Source organism: Chitinophaga jiangningensis (genome assembly GCF_900142605.1).
GTDB lineage: Bacteria > Bacteroidota > Bacteroidia > Chitinophagales > Chitinophagaceae > Chitinophaga > Chitinophaga jiangningensis.
Genome location: NZ_FRBL01000008.1, coordinates 46,828 through 63,426, shown reverse-complemented (window position 1 = coordinate 63,426; position 16,599 = coordinate 46,828). Strand labels below are relative to the sequence as shown.

The window sequence follows — 16,599 nt, the reverse complement described above, 5'->3', positions numbered from 1 at the left end:
CCATGGATATTTGTATCATAAAATTATCAGCAACATGGAGAAGAACATTCGGCTACAGTACAGCGACTTATTACCTTTGATCATATGGATAGGTGTATTTTTTGTGACCTGGTTATTTATGCACGGGGCGGATCATTACCTGGAAATGACCCCAGAAGCGCTGGGCAAGTATTTTAAACAACGTTATTTTCTGATCGCACATATTACCTCCGGTGGGGGAGCCCTGATTTCGGGCGCCCTGCAGTTCTGGCCTAAGCTCCGCAATTTTAGCTGGCTGCTGCATCGCATCATCGGGTATGTATACCTGCTGGCGATACTTACCAGCAGTATATCCGCACTGGTACTGTCGTTTACATCAGCGTACCACGTCAACTGGGCATATGCCTTCACTTTACAGGTATGGGCGTCGGTATGGATCACCAGCAGCTTCATTGCCTGGATCACCGCAGTACAACGGCAGTTCAAGTTGCATAAGGAGTGGATGATCCGCAGTTATATTGTAACCGTAGCCTTCCTGGTTTCAGGATTTTTATATAAGATACCGGCCATTCAGCAGCTCGGCAGCTTCGAAGCCGTTACGGTGCCATTATTCTGGCTGGGCTGGTCCGTACCATTATACACCTACGAAATTATCCGAAGTGTGAAATGGAAGAAGTAGCAGCCTTTTGATTTTCAGGTGCCAACGGCTATCTTTGACCGCAAACCGGAAGTCATCATTATGATTTATGTAAGCGAGGCAACAGCAAATGCACCACAGGAATTTAAAACACCCTTGCAGGAAATGGTATATGCGCTGCTAAAGGAAAAAGCCGTGCCCTTCGATCGGGTGGACTGTGAACCAGCCATCACCATGGAAGACTGCACCAGGATTGATGAACGGCTGCAAATGAAAACCGTGAAGACCTTGTTTCTCTGTAACCGCCAGCAAACCCGGTTTTACCTGGCGGTTACCACTGCCGATAAGCCTTTTGTTACGAAAGACTTTAGCGCTGCCCTGGGTGTTTCCCGCGTTTCCTTTGCACCGGTAGCATTACTTAACTCCATGCTCGGTACGGCCGTAGGTGCCGCCACGGTATTCGGTTTGCTGCTGGATAAGGAGCACCAGATCCAGCTGGTGATCGATGAAGACGTACTGCAGGAAACCTGGTACGGCTGCAGCGATGGTACCACCACCAGCTACCTGAAGCTGCCAATGGAATGGGTGATGAAGGAGTTTATACCGGGAACAGGGCATGTGCCGCAGCTGGTGAGGTTGTAAAAAAACTAAAAGAGATGACATTTATAAAATAATACCCGTATGAAAGACAAAATAATTTTTTTTAATACCGGCTGGATGGATTTTTATAAGGGACTAAAAAATGATAAAATTCAAGGAGGTGGAAGGCATGTAGAGCAAACTGGATGGGGACACGAACTTTTCAACTTCCAGGAATACCGTGGAAATTACTTTGGATATGTGCAACCAAAAATTGACAGAACACATGGAAATCCAAGTACAATCAGAATTGAAAAGTTAGGAGCTTCCCCAGAGGAGGATAAAATAGAAAATGTAACCGTTGTTTGGACTGCCAGAGATCCGAATAATCATGGAAATTATATTATTGGCTGGTATAAAAAAGCATTTGTCTATAGATATTGCCAGCCAGCCTCAGACAAGTCAAATAGATGGTTCAAATCTGAATTTGTCGGTTATTTCACGAAGGCTGAAATTGCAAACTGTCGATTACTTTCAGTAGATGAAAGAATTTTTAAAGTTCCTAGGCAGGGTAAAGGTTGGATGGGGCAGAGTAATGTCTGGTTTGCGGAAAAGCAATCCAAGTTTGTAAAAAAGGTGGAGAAATACATAGAAACTGGAATAGTACCTGCAGCCTCAAAAATTAATGATCATGGGATGGGGCGACAAATGGATGTGTTAAAGAAGGCTAAAGTTGAGAAAAATGCAATATTGGCGGTTACACAATACTATAAAAGGCTCGGGTTTAGTGTGAAATCCGTTGAGAAAGACAACTTAGGCTGGGATCTAACAGCAACCAACAGTAAGACACAACTTACGTTAGAGGTGAAAGGGTTATCAGGTAAAAGCATTGCAGCGGAATTAACCCCAAATGAGTATGCGCACCTTAAATCAAATAATGAGTTTGCGCGACTATGTATTGTAACAAACGCCTTGGACAAACCAGAACTAAATATTTTTTCTTATTCGTTAGAAACAAATTATTGGACCAGTCCAGAAGGATTAATTCTTCAGTTGAACCCAATAATTAGTGCCAGGGCCATCTTGGTAAAATGATGGCTCTATGAAAGTTTAAATTCCCTTTTGTTCGCATTTATACAATTTCCTTACCCCCGGATGGCCTTCCTTTGCCTAAAAATAAACCCATGAAAAAAATCCTGTTCCTAACCGCTTTAGTGTTAACCACCTGCATGGCCTTTGCCCAATCTGACGACCAGCTCTTAAAAGAGGCCAGAACAGCTATCGAAGCCAGTAATGCCAAATACGGGGACCTGGCCCTCCAAAATGATGGCAGTATCCTTACCTGCTATACTGATGATGCCTGCCTTTTCCCGCCGGGGGCTGCTCCTGTTTGTGGTAAGGAAAACCTTGGGAAGTTTTTTAAAGATGGTCCTCAGGTGCATGTTAAGTTTACTATCCAGCATTTATACGGAGATGCGAAAGATTTTGTGACAGAAGAGAGTTTTTATGAGATGACAGACCTGCGGGGCCATAAAATCGACGATGGGAAAGTGGTGATCGTGTGGAAGAAAACCAATGCAGGCTGGAAGATGCACCGGGATATGTTTAGCAGCAACCACCCGCCCAAACAATAACCATTAAAACCCAATATTCACCGCCTGCTGATACGCCTCATCATTTTTTGTGAGCGAACGCCGCGCTTCGGAAGGAGTAATGCCGGTGAACCTACGGAACTCCCTGATGAAATGCGCCTGATCATAATAACCACACTCATAGGCAATGGCCGTGAGCGGAACCGGGGAATGCAATACCATTTGCAAACTCCTGTTAAACCGGACAATAGCGGCAAAAGCCGTCGGGCTTAAGCCAATATTGGATAAGTAGAGCTTTTGGATGTACCTGGCTGATATGCCGGCATCCCGCGACAAAGAGGACAAATCCAGCTGCGCAGGGCCTGACAACACCTGACGGGATAATTGCTGTACCAGCGTTATTTTTTTCAGTTGCTTTTCATTCTTCGCCAGCTGCAGGAGGAGGTAATCTTCCAATACCCTGATTTTTTGCGCCAGCGGCTCCGCTTCCATCACCTTATGGTAGAGTTCCCGGCTTTCCAGCAGCTGTACATCGTACATGTCAGTAGCGTAGTTGGTAAACTCCGACAAGGGGTATGGGAAAAACAACGTAGATGCGTGAGGGTAGATGCGGGCGATTAGTACTGTAGTACCTTTTTTGACTGTTAAACGGGTAGGGAGAGTGAGATGCCCCAGTAATTCAATGGCCGGCGTTTCCTTTTTCCTCCCGTTAATTATCGTAGCCGCCATCCCGGCGGAAATATTGATGACGAGGTCCACATATCCGCTGGGATAAAACACTTCGTTGTCGATATCTTTTTCAATGGTGACAACGGTATAGCTTTTAATATAGGGCGCTAAGATGGCAGATGGTAAGAATTGCATGTTGGCCGGGTCTAATAACTTATGGTTTATAAAGTTAATCTTTTAACAATATTATCTGGTCTGGAATTTGCGAGGAAAGAGCGAATTTTGAAAAACCATTAACCCGTTACTATTTCTTTAACCATATCGACGACTAATTAGATGAACAAAACAATTCAGGCGGACCTTTTCCGGTACGGCGGTTTATCCGGTACCAAAGGGCTGATCAAAGGGTTTCGGAAGCCCGGGTTCCGCTATATGTACGTATTCCGGCAGGCATCGCAGGGGGGCAGGTATTCCTTGAAACGCCTGTTTTTTTCATGGCTGCGCAGAAGATATTCCTATAAATTCGGATTTCAGATTCCTGTTGGCACCACCATTGGCGAAGGTTTCTTTATCGGCCACCACGGCACTATTGTGGTCAATGGGAAAGCAAGGATCGGAAAAAACTGCAATATTGCTCATAATGTAACCATTGGCCAGGCCAACCGGGGTAAGCTGGAAGGCTACCCCACCATTGGAGATCATGTGTGGATGGGAACAGGTGCGGTCATCGTGGGAAATATTCATATCGGCAACAATGTGCTCATTGCACCCAATGCCTATGTAAACATGGATGTGCCGGAAAACTCACTGGTGCTGGGCAATCCGGCCAAAATTATCAGTAAGGAAAACCCTTGTGAAGGGTATATCAATAATGTACTAAGCTTATAAACCTACATCATACATGCAATCGGGCGGAGGATCTACAGGTCCCCGCCCGTATTATTTAAAACGGCCCTGAAATCGTATCCTCTACCACCACATTAATCACCAGCGGCGTATGGCCTGATCTCCGGTGCTGTAATATCCAGAATGGCAGCAACAACTCATTGAGCATCGTACCCGTAACGCCCGTTCTGGAAAGGTCAGAGGTGTCTACTCCAAAGTCGTCACAAATCGTAAATCTTACCGAAGCAGTGTACGTTCTGGCTGCCGGGTCAATCGTCATGCCCGTCAGCTCTATCACTGTTCCCTGTGTACCACCGATCAGTGTCCAGAGTTTTATGTCGAAAGAACCACTGAAATTATAAGCCGGTGTAGTGGGTAGCGTAATTGCGGAGCAATCGATCTGATTGGCAGCTGTGGCCTGTGCATCGAGATTGGTTATAAAGCCCGCTGACACGACACCACGGTTACGGATATAATCAGGATGGGCCTGCGCCCGGGTAGATACATCCGTTCCAACGCCAAATGTTCTGCTGGAGGCGGTGGAGTTATAGAAGTCGTTGAACAGGGAGTAGCCTTCCGGTGCACCTGCGGTGCTTAATACGCCCTGAGGAGCAACGCGAAGCATGAAATCCGGTAGGGCATCCAATGCTGCCGCTTCCCTTGCCAGCGAAGAAGGTACAGCGGATAAGGGGAATAACGTAGTGGTGGCGTCATCTCCTGTGCCGCAGCCACCGCGACTGCCAATCGTTATGGGAAAGGCAGGGCAGGGCAGTACCGTCAGCGGTCCGCGTGGCGCCGGTGTTGGTGGGGTAGGTGCTGGTGTGGAGGGTGGCGGCGTTGGAGCGGGTGCAGGGGCGGGGCCCAGCACGGAAGCCAATGCCAGCCGGTACGCTTCCTGCTGTACATCCGCATAATCACCACTATTGGCTCGTATGCGCCTGTACCGGATGCATACACGTATGTTCCGGCCCGGAACACTCGGCCTGGTGCCAAGGGTGTTGGCGGCACCCATTATACCATCGTGACAGGCATTGATGAAATCAGTCACGGAATCGGTCGTTCCTCCGGGGGCGCCGGTTACTACCAGATGCACATCCCAAACGGGTCCGGTAGGATAGGCGGCTGTGGCAAAGTCCTGTGGTATTGTACGCCGCTGCACGGCGGTGCTGCCGCCGGACTGCTGCAAGGTATGTGTGAGCTCATGCGCCAGCAGATGCTTTCCTTCATCTGTCCCCGGTGCATACTTGCCCTGGTTGAAGTAAATGTCGTTACCCACCGTAAAGGCCTGCGCCTGCAGGGAACTGGAAAGTCCGGCGGCCTGCTGATTGTCATGAATTCTTACGCTGGAAAAGTCCGCATTAAAACGACTTTCCATGAACGATTGCACCGGCCTGTCCATAGGGCTACCACCACCCCGGCTGCTGTTGATCTCCCGGGCAGTACCACTGTCCACCGCCGTTGGTCCGGATTCCTTTCGTTGAAGGAACGGCATTTGAGGCCGGCGCTGTAGCTGCTCTTCGTCTTTGCTTTCTTCATGCATGCGCTGCACATGTTCCTCCTCACACGCTGCACACTTACGCTGGATTTTCGTTGCTGACATCCGCAGTACCTGCTCGTCCTCACCGTCACCTTCCGGCATTCGCTGCACCTTTTCTTCCTCACACGCTGCACATTTACGCTGGATTTTCGTTGCCGGCTTGCGTTGTACCTGCTCATCCTCATTGTCACCTTCCGGCATTCGCTGCACCTTTTCTTCCTCACACGCTGCACATTTACGCTGGATTTTCATTGCCGGCATTTGCTGCACGTGCTCCTCCTCATTGCCATCTTCATGCATGCGCTGCACCTGCACCTCCGCACACGCCGAGCATTTACGCTGGATCTGCGTTGCCTGCTTGCGTTGCTCCTGCTCTTTCTCATCGCTACCCTCCGGCATCCGCATAACACGGTCCGCCATCTGGTCAGCCTCCGCTTCCAATGGATCATCCACACTGCCTAACGACAGTTTAAACTGTATAGGAATAAATTCCCTGACAGTTAGTTCCGTATGATCAGTTTCATCTGTGTTGTGGGCAATTTCCCGGTTAGCGGCTGCTGTTACGGGCTGCGCCTGATGTTCGGAAACAACATGCTGCGACATAAGATCAGATTGGGGTCAATGATGGGGTTACAATTCACGCACAATTTCCGGTGCGCATGTTACTGAAGTTACCGAATAATTTCCACATCCCGGAAGATTACCACCTGCTTTTTTATCTTTATAGCTTAGAAAACTGAACAATGAGTATCGTGAAAAGAATTTTCGCCGTTTTGACATTCGGATTATTATTGAATGTAACGGATCTCCACGCGCAGCATGCCCGCGCACCGATCATGGGGTGGAGCAGCTGGAATAACTTTCGAATACATATCAACGAACAAATGATCCGCGAACAGGCGGACGCAATGATCACTTCGGGATTATACGATGTCGGGTACCGCTTCATCAATATTGACGATGGTTATTTCGGTGGCCGCAATGCCGCCGGCTATCTCTATGAAGATAGCACCAAGTTCCCTTCCGGTATGAAAGCACTGGCGGATTATATCCATAGCAAACACCTGAAAGCTGGTATCTATTCTGATGCCGGACGTAACACATGCGGCTCCATCTGGGATAATGATAAAAAAGGAATCGGCGTGGGAATGTATGCCTACCTGGACCAGGACTGCGAATCATTTTTCACTAAATGGGGCTACGACTTCCTGAAAGTGGACTGGTGTGGTGGTGAAAAAATGGGATTGGATGAGAAAACTGAGTACCTGAAAATCATTGATCGAATCAGCACCCTCAACAAGGATATCGTATTCAACATCTGCCGCTGGCAGTTTCCGGGCGACTGGGCCATTAAAGTGGCCGACTCCTGGCGGATTTCAGGCGATATCAGTGCAAAGTTTTCCTCCATCATGCACATCATCGACCTCAACGCAGATTTGTATAAATACTCTTCTGCCGGGCATTACAATGATATGGATATGTTGCAGGTAGGCCGCGGTATGACCTTCGAAGAAGATAAAACACATTTCAGCATGTGGTGTATGCTCAACTCCCCACTGCTGGCAGGCAATGATCTGCGGAATATGTCCGCGCAAACACTTAGCATACTCAAAAACAAAGAAGTTATCGCCATCAACCAGGACCCTGGCTTTGAACAGGCCCGCCGCGTATTTACTGACGGAAAAATCGAAGTATGGACCCGCCGGCTGGGGCAATCACTAAATGAAGGTCACGCCGTAGCCATACTGAATAGAAGTGATGCACCGGTAACGTACTCTTTTACCCCAGGCAAATTTAATCTCTCCGAAAAAACAAAAATACGCGACTTGTGGAAACAGGCAGACCTGGGGAAAATTGGTAAGGTCCGCAAATTTGAAATACCGGTACATGGTATTGTTTTGTTGCGTACCAACGAGTAATTGCAATGGCCGGAATGCCTGACCCTGACTGCACTCCGGCACGATTTCAGTACCTGTATTTATCAAAAATTATAGGTTATGATGCATACAGGTACAACTCTCCAAATGCCGCAAGGCTTCACTTATTGCGATATTGCCGGCAAACGTGTGCTGGTCACCGGCGGCACCACCGGTATAGGTCGCTCCATCGCCAGAATGCTCGCACAGGCCGGTGCACAGGTATTGATCTTTGGTCGCCACGAAAAGGAGCTCAACGATGCCTTACAACAAGCCAATGAAGGTACCGGCAAGGAGCTCGTAAAAGGTTTTATTGCAGATGCCGGTAACGCTGCCGGCATAGCCACCGTTTTTGCGAAAGTAGACCAGGAGCTGGGCGGACTGGATGTGTTGATCAACAACGTGGGCCTGCCTTTTCAAGGGGTCGACAAAGGCAGTTATGAGGAATGGGACTATGTGATTAAAACCAATCTCCTCTCATACATGGCCTGCACACACGAAGCCATGGCCCGCTTTAAAGACAGGGCACAACTGATTTTCATAGGTTCCATGAGTGCGGAAGTGAAAGATAAAAACAGCTCCGTGTATACGGCTACTAAAGCAGGTATTCGGGCCTTTGTGCAGGCGTTACGCAAAGAGGTGGAAGACAAACCTGTTAAAGTGTCACTGGTGGAACCTGGTCTGGTATCTACGGACCTCCATGAAATGCCTGAGGAAAAACGTACACAAATGCTGGAAGAAGGCACCATTATCCATGGCGAAGATATTGCGCTGATGGTATGGTTTATTCTCACACAGCCCTGGTATGTAAATACCATGATGAGCCAGGTGTTGCCGTTGAATCAAAAGCTATAAATCTGTCTGTAACGTAATCGTAATTTCATCACTACCACTCACCTCAAATTTTAGGTGCTTTTCAGGGGTAGTACTGTATGCAACCGCGGCACCGGCACGGGCGATCGTCGCACGCAGCGTCACGGACGAGTCGGCGGGTATCAGCCTGCAAATTCCTGTATTGTCGGCCGTTCCATAAAAAGTAATGGTATATTTTCCATTTGCAGCGGCCACAGTACTTTTAATGGGCAGGGCAGCATATATAAGTATGCCACTGTCCGGCAACTGATGATAGTACCGGGTGTAAATACTGAAAGGAATACCCGCACCATAAATTTCCAAACCCACGGTGCCGGATTGATTCCAGCCTTCCTGCAAATCCTCCAGCGGAATATAAATATGGCGCATGGGCTGCCCTTCCTTCGGTTTGTCGGACACCATATCTTCAGGGAGGTTAAACGGATAGTAATAAAAGCAGCGTCCTGGCAGATATTTCAGAAATTCACAAACCATAAAAAGTACATCTTCCTGGATGTCCAGTGCTGTGGCCAGCTCCAGGTATTCTGTTAATGCCATCATCACCTCATTTTCTTCATACGCGGCGGTATATGGCGCTTCCCTGAGCGGAAATACGGCAAAGAAGGAATTCCAATTTTTCCCATGTCCATAATCGCAGTGCCATATCCACATGTTCGAATACAAAGCTGCGATACAGGACACACTTGCCGCAGCAAAGCGCTGTTCGCCGGTAGCCTGGTATAACTTCAGCGCTGCCACCGCTGCAAAAGCGGTATTGTTTGCCTGGTACATGAGCTTAAAGCCTTTGTTGAAAAGCTTTCCGGCTGCCTGATAGGCTTCTCTCAGGTATTTATCCTCCTGGTATAATTCCCAGGCTTTTAACATGACGTAGGCATATAAGCCAGGTACATCATTTTCGCCTCCTTCGCCTTCCCGGGCCTCTGCCCGTACTACTTCCAGCGTGTAGATATTATACATCACCGGCCATTCGTAATTAAAGTGCCTGGCTACGCGCATGCCAAATTCCAGCATGTTTCGCGTTTGTGAATCAGGAAGATGAATGCCCATCTGCTCGCAGGCCAGCAGGTGCATCATCGGATGGTACAGGTACCAGCTGTCCATCACTTCCGGCTCCTTATGATCCTCATCGTTTTTCAACTGGTCCGACATATTGGGGAGCCACCGTACCAACGTTTTAAGCCGTTCATCGTAAAACGTATATACGTTGTCACAGAGGTCATTGATAAGGGGAATATTCATCCCCTTATACTGGCTATATTCTTTCAGCGGCCGCAGTACAGCCAGTTGTACCATGATTTCAGCGGGATTGTCGTAATCACAGTAGTAAGCATTCAGGTAAGATTTATCTTTCACATTTTGCCAGCAGCCGTGATTTTGTGCCAGCTCTTTCAGGCTACAGTCCGCAATCTCCGGCCAATGGAAGTAACCCAGTTCCGGCCGTGGGATTTTTTTGTATAACACTGCCAGCATATGCATGAAGGCGGCGCTAATTGCTTCGGTGTCGGCTCCGTTTGCTGGCTCGCTCAATATATAAGCATCGTTGATGATGTAGTTAGTGCCGGGTTGCAGCAGGTGCTCCGCGCTGCCGGGCAGCAGAAATCCAACTTCCGGCCAGTTTCCGCCAACCGTGCCGGCTACGCTGGTTTGCGTTGCCTCGCAGTAAGGCGAGAGGGCGCTGAGATTTTGCCAGTATAATACCAGTGTTTCCGGCGTTTCCCCGGAACTGAAAAACAGTAAGCCTGTTCTGGCAGCAACCTGGTTGTAGTGAATGCTGCCAGCGGGAACAGTGATGCTGTTATCATACGGTAACGGGTATACGTCTCTTCCCCATGGCTGCAAATATTGCTCATAAGTTGGGGAGAAGGTAGTGCTGAGGTGGCAGCCAGTTTCGTCCGTAAAACAAGTTAGCACCGCGGTGTAAACACCCGCATCGCAGGTTGCCTGGATGGTTACTTCCCCTCTCGTTTTGTCAAGTGCCGTAATGCGAAGACTGGGAGCGCCGGAGTGGATTATCCGGTAGGCCACCCGATGTGAGGTGGAAGTGGTGGTTAACAACCAGATGTCTCCTGCATCCTGGACTATCTCATATTGGAGGGTGCCGATTTGAAATGCCGCCTGTGGCTTGGGGATGGCTTTATTAAAGAGCGTATACACGTGGATGGCCTGGGTCGATATGCCTTTCATAAATTTTTGTTTTAGTGCAATGGTTCCCGCATGTGTTGAAAGGAGTTCCAGTTAGGAGTTATTACAAATAGTGTGCTGCTGTTGATGGACTTGCAACAGGTACGAAAATGCTGGTAAATATGCTAGTCTGACATCTGCCTGAAATAAAATTGTAGAAAATACTGCATGCCTGTGTTCCCCTTCCTGCAAAGCGGCCGCATCTGTAGTCAAAAAAAACTGACTGCTTGCATTCGCGAGCCGGAAATTGCATATTTGTAGTGTCCTTATTTATAAACCTGGTATGAACCTTTCTGAACAGAGCACCGCACAATTACAAAAAACAGAGAAAGTATTAAAAGGAGCATCCATTGGCCTGGGTGTCGTATTGCTTGCCATCATTATTTTATCTATCGTGATGTGGGGTAAAAAAGGCACCATTACCATGAACATTATGCCTGTAGTGTTGCTGCCGATTTTAATCCTCAATATCACTAACTTGAAAAAGATCAGAGAGGAGCTGAAGTCGAGAGGGGTATAAATTTGTTTGCGCAGGATTTTTCCATACCCGCGTAGAGACGCCTGGCAGGCGTCTATCAAACATAATCTCCGCTTATATCTAATTGATTAAAGCGGAGATGGTGAATTAGATTTACTCAAATAGACGCCTGCGAGGCGTCTCTACTTCGCGGATTAACATGGTCAATAAATCGCCATAATAATTCAGCAAAACCACAGAAAACGCCAGGTGGGTGTATATTTTTCGCGGATTAAAATGGCCAATAAATCGGCATAATAATTCAGCAAAACCATAGAAAGCGCCAGGCAGGTGTATATTTTTCGCGGATTAAAATGGTTAATAAATCGGCATAATAATTCAGCAAAACCACAGAAAATCTCAGGGGGTGTTTATATTTCGCGGATTAAAATGGCCAATAAATCGCCATAATAATTCAGCAAAACCATAGAAAACGCCAGGCAGGTGTACATTTCTGTACGCTTATTCATCTTCTGTAGAGATGTAATCCCAGTCAATATCCAGGCGTTCGAGTAAAGCTTCGAAGCGTTCATCTTGCTGCGTGCCTATGAAAATGCCCGACCATTGGCCTTGCTCGTCCACAGACACGCTGATCACCTCCTCAAAATTATCCGTAAAGATCCGTTGTGATTGTAAAGTGATGCCCTTTACTTCTTCCCAGTTATTTTCAATGTAACTCCTCACTTCCGGCGATACTGTGTCGAAACTATTGGCGTTGTAGGTCAAGCCACCCAATGTACCGTTGTAAATGGCCATCAGCAGCAGGAAGCTGTCTACTGTAGGCGCGTCCATAAACCATTCCGTGCCGCCCGGATGGTAATTCCCATATACAGGCGGGTTATCGGCCAACAGGTCTGACTCTTTAATGCCCCAGTAAGCCACTACCTGGTTCTCCTCGTAGAAAACAAAATAGCGGTCGTCCGAAAAGCCTGATTGCTCCGGCGTCAGCAGCTGGTTATGGGAGCGGTTTACAATATCGTTTTTTCCCAGTGTGCGGTAATAGTTACGCAAGGCTGCCGGTAATGTAAATCCGAATGCCGCCATTTCTTCGGAAGTATAGCCCTGCTCCGGGACTTCCGGGAGCTGGTATAATCGCCTGATCTGCTGTATGGTTGTCATGGTATGTAAATGTAAGTTTTTACCAGCTTATAGCCCTTGCATTGCTAATAATTTTATAAATTGTCAGGCTAACAATTAATTAATACACTATGCCTTTTTCCCGTGTGAAAAAACTGCTTCTTCTGCAATTATTACTGGTAAATATCGCTTCCGCGCAAGTGAGGGAAGTAACGGAGCTGCATGATGGCTGGAAATTTTCCAGGGGTAAAAATGACCTCGCCTGGCAGCTGAACTTCGATGATAAAAGCTGGCAAACGGTGTCGGTGCCGCATGACTGGGCTATTTACGGTCCGTTCGACAAGGAAATTGACAAGCAAAACGTGGCTATCACGCAGAATAACGAGCAGGTGTCTTCCGAGAAAACCGGGCGCACGGGTGCATTGCCCTATATTGGCGAAGGCTGGTACCGGAAAACATTTCATCTCCCCAACTACAAAAAAGGACAAAAGGTACTCCTGTTGTTTGAAGGTGCCATGAGCGAACCTACGGTATACTTCAACGAAAAAAAGGCAGGAGAGTGGCATTACGGGTACAATTATTTCTACCTGGATGTGACGGACCTCTATGTGCCTGGAAAGGATAACCTGCTGGCAGTACACCTGCAAAATGAAGAACAATCCTCCCGCTGGTACCCGGGCGCAGGCCTGTACCGCAATGTAAGTGTAATTGTAAAAAATGCGGAAAGCGTGGATGAATGGGGTACCTACATCACCACTCCGATTATTACAGATGAATTTGCAAAAGTAAATATCAAAACCAGGGTAAGTGGTAAAGGCCTTACCCTGGTTACGCAAATCCTGCATCCGCAAGGATTTATTGTGTCCGCTGATACGGCCTATACTGCATGGGGAAATGAGTTCGACCGGAATATTTCTGTACAAAATCCCTCCCGATGGAGTCCGGAAACGCCTATACTGTATAAAGCCGTAACCAAACTGTATAAGGGCTGGGAGCTGAAGGACTCCGTGACCACTGTATTCGGGATACGCGCTATTAAATACGATCCCGCCACCGGGTTTTCCCTGAATGGCAAAGTGAGGAAATTTAAAGGGGTATGCCTGCACCACGACCTGGGGCCATTAGGTGCCGCCGTTAATAAGGCAGCCTTACGCCGGCAAATGCAGATACTGAAAGACCTTGGCTGCGACGCTATCCGCAGCTCCCACAATATGCCTTCACGGGAGCAGCTGGAACTGGCAGATGAAATGGGCTTTATGTTCCTCGCCGAAACCTTTGATGAATGGGCAAAGCCCAAAGTTAAAAACGGTTACGCGCGATTTTTCAATACTGACGCAGAAAAAGATGTGGTCAATTTAATCCATGCCACCCGCAATCACCCGTCAATTGTGATGTGGAGCTCCGGTAATGAAGTGCCCGACCAATGGGGATCCGAAGGAGTTAAACGGGCCAGGTGGCTGCAGGATATCTTCCATCGCGAAGATCCTACCCGGCCGGTGACCGTGGGCATGGACCAGGTAAAAGCTACCATGACCTCCGGCTTTGGTGCAGTGCTGGACATTCCCGGATTAAACTACCGCACACACCTATACGAAGAAGCGTATAAAGCATTTCCCCAGGGGCTCCTGCTCGGCTCCGAAACTGCATCTACCGTGAGTTCCCGGGGGATCTATCATTTCCCGGTGGTGAAAGCAAAAGACAAGCAGTACGAGGACCTGCAATCTTCCTCCTATGATATGGAATATTGCAACTGGTCTAATCTGCCGGAGGAAGATTTTATTTTACAGGAGGATAAACCATGGGTGATCGGCCAGTTTGTATGGACGGGCTTCGACTACCTTGGCGAGCCTACACCGTATGATGATAAATGGCCTTCCCGCAGTTCCTACTTCGGATTGTGCGACCTGGCAGGGATTCCCAAGGACCGTTATTACCTGTATCGGAGTGTATGGAATACAACATCGCCTACGTTACACCTATTGCCACACTGGAATTTTCCCGGCAGGGAAGGGGAAACCACGCCGGTATTTGTATATACCAGCTACGACAGCGCCGAGCTGTTTATCAACGGTAAAAGTAAAGGGATACAGAAGAAAGACAGCAGTTCCCCGCAAAACAGGTATCGACTCATGTGGATGAACGTAACCTATGAGCCAGGTACCGTCAAAGTAGTGGCTTTTGGGAAAGATGGTAAACCTGCTGCGGAACAAAGCATTGTAACGGCAGGCCAGCCTTATCAGTTGTTATTGGAACCAGACAGGAAGCAGCTGAAGGCCGATGGTAACGACCTCTCCTTTGTTACCGTAACAGTACTGGATAAGGAAGGGAATGTTTGCCCGGATGCGGCAGAACAGCTGGAATTTTCTGTAACAGGTAGCGGTAGGTTTCGTGCGGCCTGCAATGGCGATGCTACCTCGCTGGAATTATTTCATTTGCCAACCATGAAAACGTTTAGCGGGAAGTTGGTAGTGGTGGTGCAGTCAGCGAAGAAGTCGGGCGACATACAGTTAACAGTGAAGGGGCAACATGTAAAAACAGCTAAAATCAGTATGCTTTCAAATTAACGTGCAATTGTGCGCTGGTTAATTTGAAAAGTAACCGGGCCTGTGGACCCGGTTACTTTTTAATAATAAAATATTATTTCCATCTTTCATTCTGCTCCATTTTCGCATTGGTAGTGATTTCACTTTGTGGAATAGGGAAGTAATCATGTTTCCCGTTCACAAAATATTGTTTACCTACTTTATCACTATTGGTGATTTCCTGCTGTAGCAGTCCCCATCTTTTCAGGTCATAAAATCGTTGTCCTTCACGGGCAAACTCAATCATACGCTGGTGTCTGATTTCAGCCATCATGGCATCCTGACCGAGGCCATTGGCAAGTAGACCCAGTTTAGCTCTGGACCTTACATCCTGTAAATAAGAATAAGCATCACCGGTTCTGCCTTGCATAGTAAGTGCTTCTGCCAGGAGCAGTTCAATATCCGCATAACGCAGTACGCGTTCGTTAATACTCGAGGTATAGTCGCCACCTTTACTACCTTTCAACTCATTATTCTGCGTATAATTCTGGTATTTTTTAAACATGGATTTAAAACCGAATTGGAGTTTGAAAGCAGTAAATGGTTTGTTATAGAAAGTAGCACCCGGATAATCCCATATCAATGTGGCGTACATGCGTGGGTCCAGTTCATTGGTAGTGGTTTTTTCCTTCTGGAATTCGTTAAAAAGTTTGTCGGTAGGACTAACTTCAAACCAACCAGCCACCTCCCCGGGGGCAAATTCCTGTGCGGTGGTAACGCCCAGTGTTTCGTTGGCGTTTTCACCCGCCCAAGGATTGGTACCACCTACGTCTGACAGTTGAATTTCGAAGAGCGATTCACTGTTGTTTTCTGTGTCTTCTTTGAAGTTGTCTTCATAATTGGCTGTAAGTGAGTAGTTGAATGGCGCCATAGTGAGCGATTGCAGAATGGTTGCTGCATTGACATAATCCTTCGTGTATACGTAGGCTTTACCGAGCATACCGAGTGCAGCCCCTTTGGTTGCTCTGCCATAGTTGGTTACTGGGAGGTCTGCTGCTGCTTCTGTAAAGTCTTTTATAACCTGAGCCCAAACGTCTTTTTCAGGTGATTTGGCAACAAAATAGTCATCAGTTACAACAGGCACCTTGGTACGTATGGCTACATCTCCGAAATTAGTTACCAGAATAAAGTAGTTAAGGCCGCGAAGAAACTTAGCTTCCGCTATATATGCTTTTTCTTTATCAGCTTCCAGTCCCACTTTGCTAACGTTTTCCAGTATCTGGTTAGCGCGGAAAATTGCCCGGTAGCACACGTTATAAACACCTTCAGATACCCCGTTGTCGGGCGTATTGGTGAAAGTCGACAGTTGATACAGCGCTGCCACGTCGTTTCGGATGAAAAAATCATCCCCGCGGCCATTGGATAATTCTACACCGCGAACACCCCATAAGCCTCCGTTTACATTTTTAAAGAGGCCATAGGTGCCTGCCAGTGCACTCTTGACGTCGCTCTCTGTTTTCCAGAAAGTTTCAGTAGTAATTTGGTTCGGATTAGTCAGGTCTAACGTATCGCGTGAACAGCTGGCAAATACCAGCGTGGCCGCGACCGAAATCAATATCTTTTTCATGCGTTGAA

14 protein-coding genes are annotated in these 16,599 nt (G+C 47.6%); 9 read left to right on the top strand and 5 right to left on the bottom strand.

The window, feature by feature from the left end:
* Positions 1–34: 34 nt before the first annotated feature.
* The 4 genes from BUB18_RS20935 to BUB18_RS20920 all read left to right on the top strand — a co-directional run bounded on the left by BUB18_RS20935 (position 35) and on the right by BUB18_RS20920 (position 2,829).
* Entirely contained in the window at positions 35–658 is a 624-nt protein-coding gene (locus BUB18_RS20935) for a DUF2306 domain-containing protein (RefSeq protein WP_073084845.1), read from the top strand.
* A 60-nt stretch (positions 659–718) separates the two neighbouring features.
* The gene (locus BUB18_RS20930) at positions 719–1,258 is read left to right on the top strand and encodes a prolyl-tRNA synthetase associated domain-containing protein (protein ID WP_073084843.1); all 540 of its coding nucleotides are present in this window, start codon (positions 719–721) and stop codon (positions 1,256–1,258) included.
* A gap of 39 nt (positions 1,259–1,297) precedes the next feature.
* Positions 1,298–2,290, top strand: coding sequence for a protein NO VEIN domain-containing protein (locus BUB18_RS20925; protein ID WP_073084842.1), 993 nt, complete (start codon positions 1,298–1,300; stop codon positions 2,288–2,290).
* 89 nt (positions 2,291–2,379) lie between these two features.
* Positions 2,380–2,829 carry a YybH family protein gene (locus BUB18_RS20920; protein ID WP_073084840.1) on the top strand — a complete coding sequence of 150 codons (450 nt, stop codon included), beginning with the start codon at positions 2,380–2,382 and terminating at the stop codon, positions 2,827–2,829.
* Positions 2,830–2,832: 3 nt separating this feature from the next.
* Here BUB18_RS20920 and BUB18_RS20915 read toward each other — a convergent pair whose 3' ends face one another.
* Complete coding sequence (locus tag BUB18_RS20915; RefSeq protein ID WP_073084838.1) at positions 2,833–3,651, bottom strand: helix-turn-helix domain-containing protein; 819 nt, start codon at positions 3,649–3,651, stop codon at positions 2,833–2,835.
* A gap of 141 nt (positions 3,652–3,792) precedes the next feature.
* Here BUB18_RS20915 and BUB18_RS20910 point away from each other — a divergent pair, with 141 nt between their 5' ends.
* Positions 3,793–4,344, top strand: a complete 552-nt coding sequence (locus BUB18_RS20910; RefSeq protein WP_073084836.1) for a serine O-acetyltransferase — start codon at positions 3,793–3,795, stop codon at positions 4,342–4,344.
* A gap of 55 nt (positions 4,345–4,399) precedes the next feature.
* Here the strand turns inward: BUB18_RS20910 and BUB18_RS20905 are convergent, their stop codons facing one another.
* The gene (locus BUB18_RS20905; protein WP_073084834.1) at positions 4,400–6,481 is read right to left on the bottom strand and encodes an eCIS core domain-containing protein; all 2,082 of its coding nucleotides are present in this window, start codon (positions 6,479–6,481) and stop codon (positions 4,400–4,402) included.
* 149 nt (positions 6,482–6,630) lie between these two features.
* On the opposite strand from BUB18_RS20905, the gene BUB18_RS20900 reads away from it, so the two are divergent.
* Together BUB18_RS20900 and BUB18_RS20895 are read left to right on the top strand one after the other, a co-directional pair.
* The gene (locus BUB18_RS20900; RefSeq protein WP_218588073.1) at positions 6,631–7,797 is read left to right on the top strand and encodes a glycoside hydrolase family 27 protein; all 1,167 of its coding nucleotides are present in this window, start codon (positions 6,631–6,633) and stop codon (positions 7,795–7,797) included.
* A gap of 78 nt (positions 7,798–7,875) precedes the next feature.
* The gene (locus tag BUB18_RS20895) at positions 7,876–8,649 is read left to right on the top strand and encodes an SDR family oxidoreductase (RefSeq protein WP_083550410.1); all 774 of its coding nucleotides are present in this window, start codon (positions 7,876–7,878) and stop codon (positions 8,647–8,649) included.
* On the opposite strand, the gene BUB18_RS20890 is transcribed toward BUB18_RS20895, so the two are convergent.
* Positions 8,644–10,851, bottom strand: coding sequence for a hypothetical protein (locus tag BUB18_RS20890; protein WP_073084831.1), 2,208 nt, complete (start codon positions 10,849–10,851; stop codon positions 8,644–8,646). The two genes, BUB18_RS20895 and BUB18_RS20890, sit on opposite strands and share 6 nt — an antisense overlap.
* A 280-nt stretch (positions 10,852–11,131) precedes the next feature.
* Here BUB18_RS20890 and BUB18_RS20885 point away from each other — a divergent pair, with 280 nt between their 5' ends.
* On the top strand, positions 11,132–11,368 hold the full coding sequence (locus tag BUB18_RS20885; RefSeq protein WP_073084830.1) for a hypothetical protein: 237 nt from the start codon (positions 11,132–11,134) through the stop codon (positions 11,366–11,368).
* A 459-nt stretch (positions 11,369–11,827) separates the two neighbouring features.
* On the opposite strand, the gene BUB18_RS20880 is transcribed toward BUB18_RS20885, so the two are convergent.
* Positions 11,828–12,484 (bottom strand): hypothetical protein, encoded by a 657-nt coding sequence (locus BUB18_RS20880; protein ID WP_073084828.1) that lies wholly within the window; start codon positions 12,482–12,484, stop codon positions 11,828–11,830.
* A gap of 89 nt (positions 12,485–12,573) precedes the next feature.
* On the opposite strand from BUB18_RS20880, the gene BUB18_RS20875 reads away from it, so the two are divergent.
* Positions 12,574–15,006, top strand: a complete 2,433-nt coding sequence (locus tag BUB18_RS20875; protein ID WP_073084826.1) for a DUF4982 domain-containing protein — start codon at positions 12,574–12,576, stop codon at positions 15,004–15,006.
* A gap of 73 nt (positions 15,007–15,079) precedes the next feature.
* Here the strand turns inward: BUB18_RS20875 and BUB18_RS20870 are convergent, their stop codons facing one another.
* Positions 15,080–16,591: a RagB/SusD family nutrient uptake outer membrane protein gene (locus BUB18_RS20870; RefSeq protein WP_073084824.1), complete on the bottom strand. Its 1,512-nt coding sequence runs from the start codon at positions 16,589–16,591 to the stop codon at positions 15,080–15,082.
* Positions 16,592–16,599: the final 8 nt, after the last annotated feature.

Coding starts and splice junctions, on each gene's coding strand:
- BUB18_RS20935 (WP_073084845.1), top strand. CDS start 35: ATGGAGAAGAACATTCGGCTACAGTACAGCGACTTATTACCTTTGATC.
- BUB18_RS20930 (WP_073084843.1), top strand. CDS start 719: ATGATTTATGTAAGCGAGGCAACAGCAAATGCACCACAGGAATTTAAA.
- BUB18_RS20925 (WP_073084842.1), top strand. CDS start 1,298: ATGAAAGACAAAATAATTTTTTTTAATACCGGCTGGATGGATTTTTAT.
- BUB18_RS20920 (WP_073084840.1), top strand. CDS start 2,380: ATGAAAAAAATCCTGTTCCTAACCGCTTTAGTGTTAACCACCTGCATG.
- BUB18_RS20915 (WP_073084838.1), bottom strand. CDS start 3,651: ATGCAATTCTTACCATCTGCCATCTTAGCGCCCTATATTAAAAGCTAT.
- BUB18_RS20910 (WP_073084836.1), top strand. CDS start 3,793: ATGAACAAAACAATTCAGGCGGACCTTTTCCGGTACGGCGGTTTATCC.
- BUB18_RS20905 (WP_073084834.1), bottom strand. CDS start 6,481: ATGTCGCAGCATGTTGTTTCCGAACATCAGGCGCAGCCCGTAACAGCA.
- BUB18_RS20895 (WP_083550410.1), top strand. CDS start 7,876: ATGATGCATACAGGTACAACTCTCCAAATGCCGCAAGGCTTCACTTAT.
- BUB18_RS20890 (WP_073084831.1), bottom strand. CDS start 10,851: ATGAAAGGCATATCGACCCAGGCCATCCACGTGTATACGCTCTTTAAT.
- BUB18_RS20885 (WP_073084830.1), top strand. CDS start 11,132: ATGAACCTTTCTGAACAGAGCACCGCACAATTACAAAAAACAGAGAAA.
- BUB18_RS20880 (WP_073084828.1), bottom strand. CDS start 12,484: ATGACAACCATACAGCAGATCAGGCGATTATACCAGCTCCCGGAAGTC.
- BUB18_RS20875 (WP_073084826.1), top strand. CDS start 12,574: ATGCCTTTTTCCCGTGTGAAAAAACTGCTTCTTCTGCAATTATTACTG.
- BUB18_RS20870 (WP_073084824.1), bottom strand. CDS start 16,591: ATGAAAAAGATATTGATTTCGGTCGCGGCCACGCTGGTATTTGCCAGC.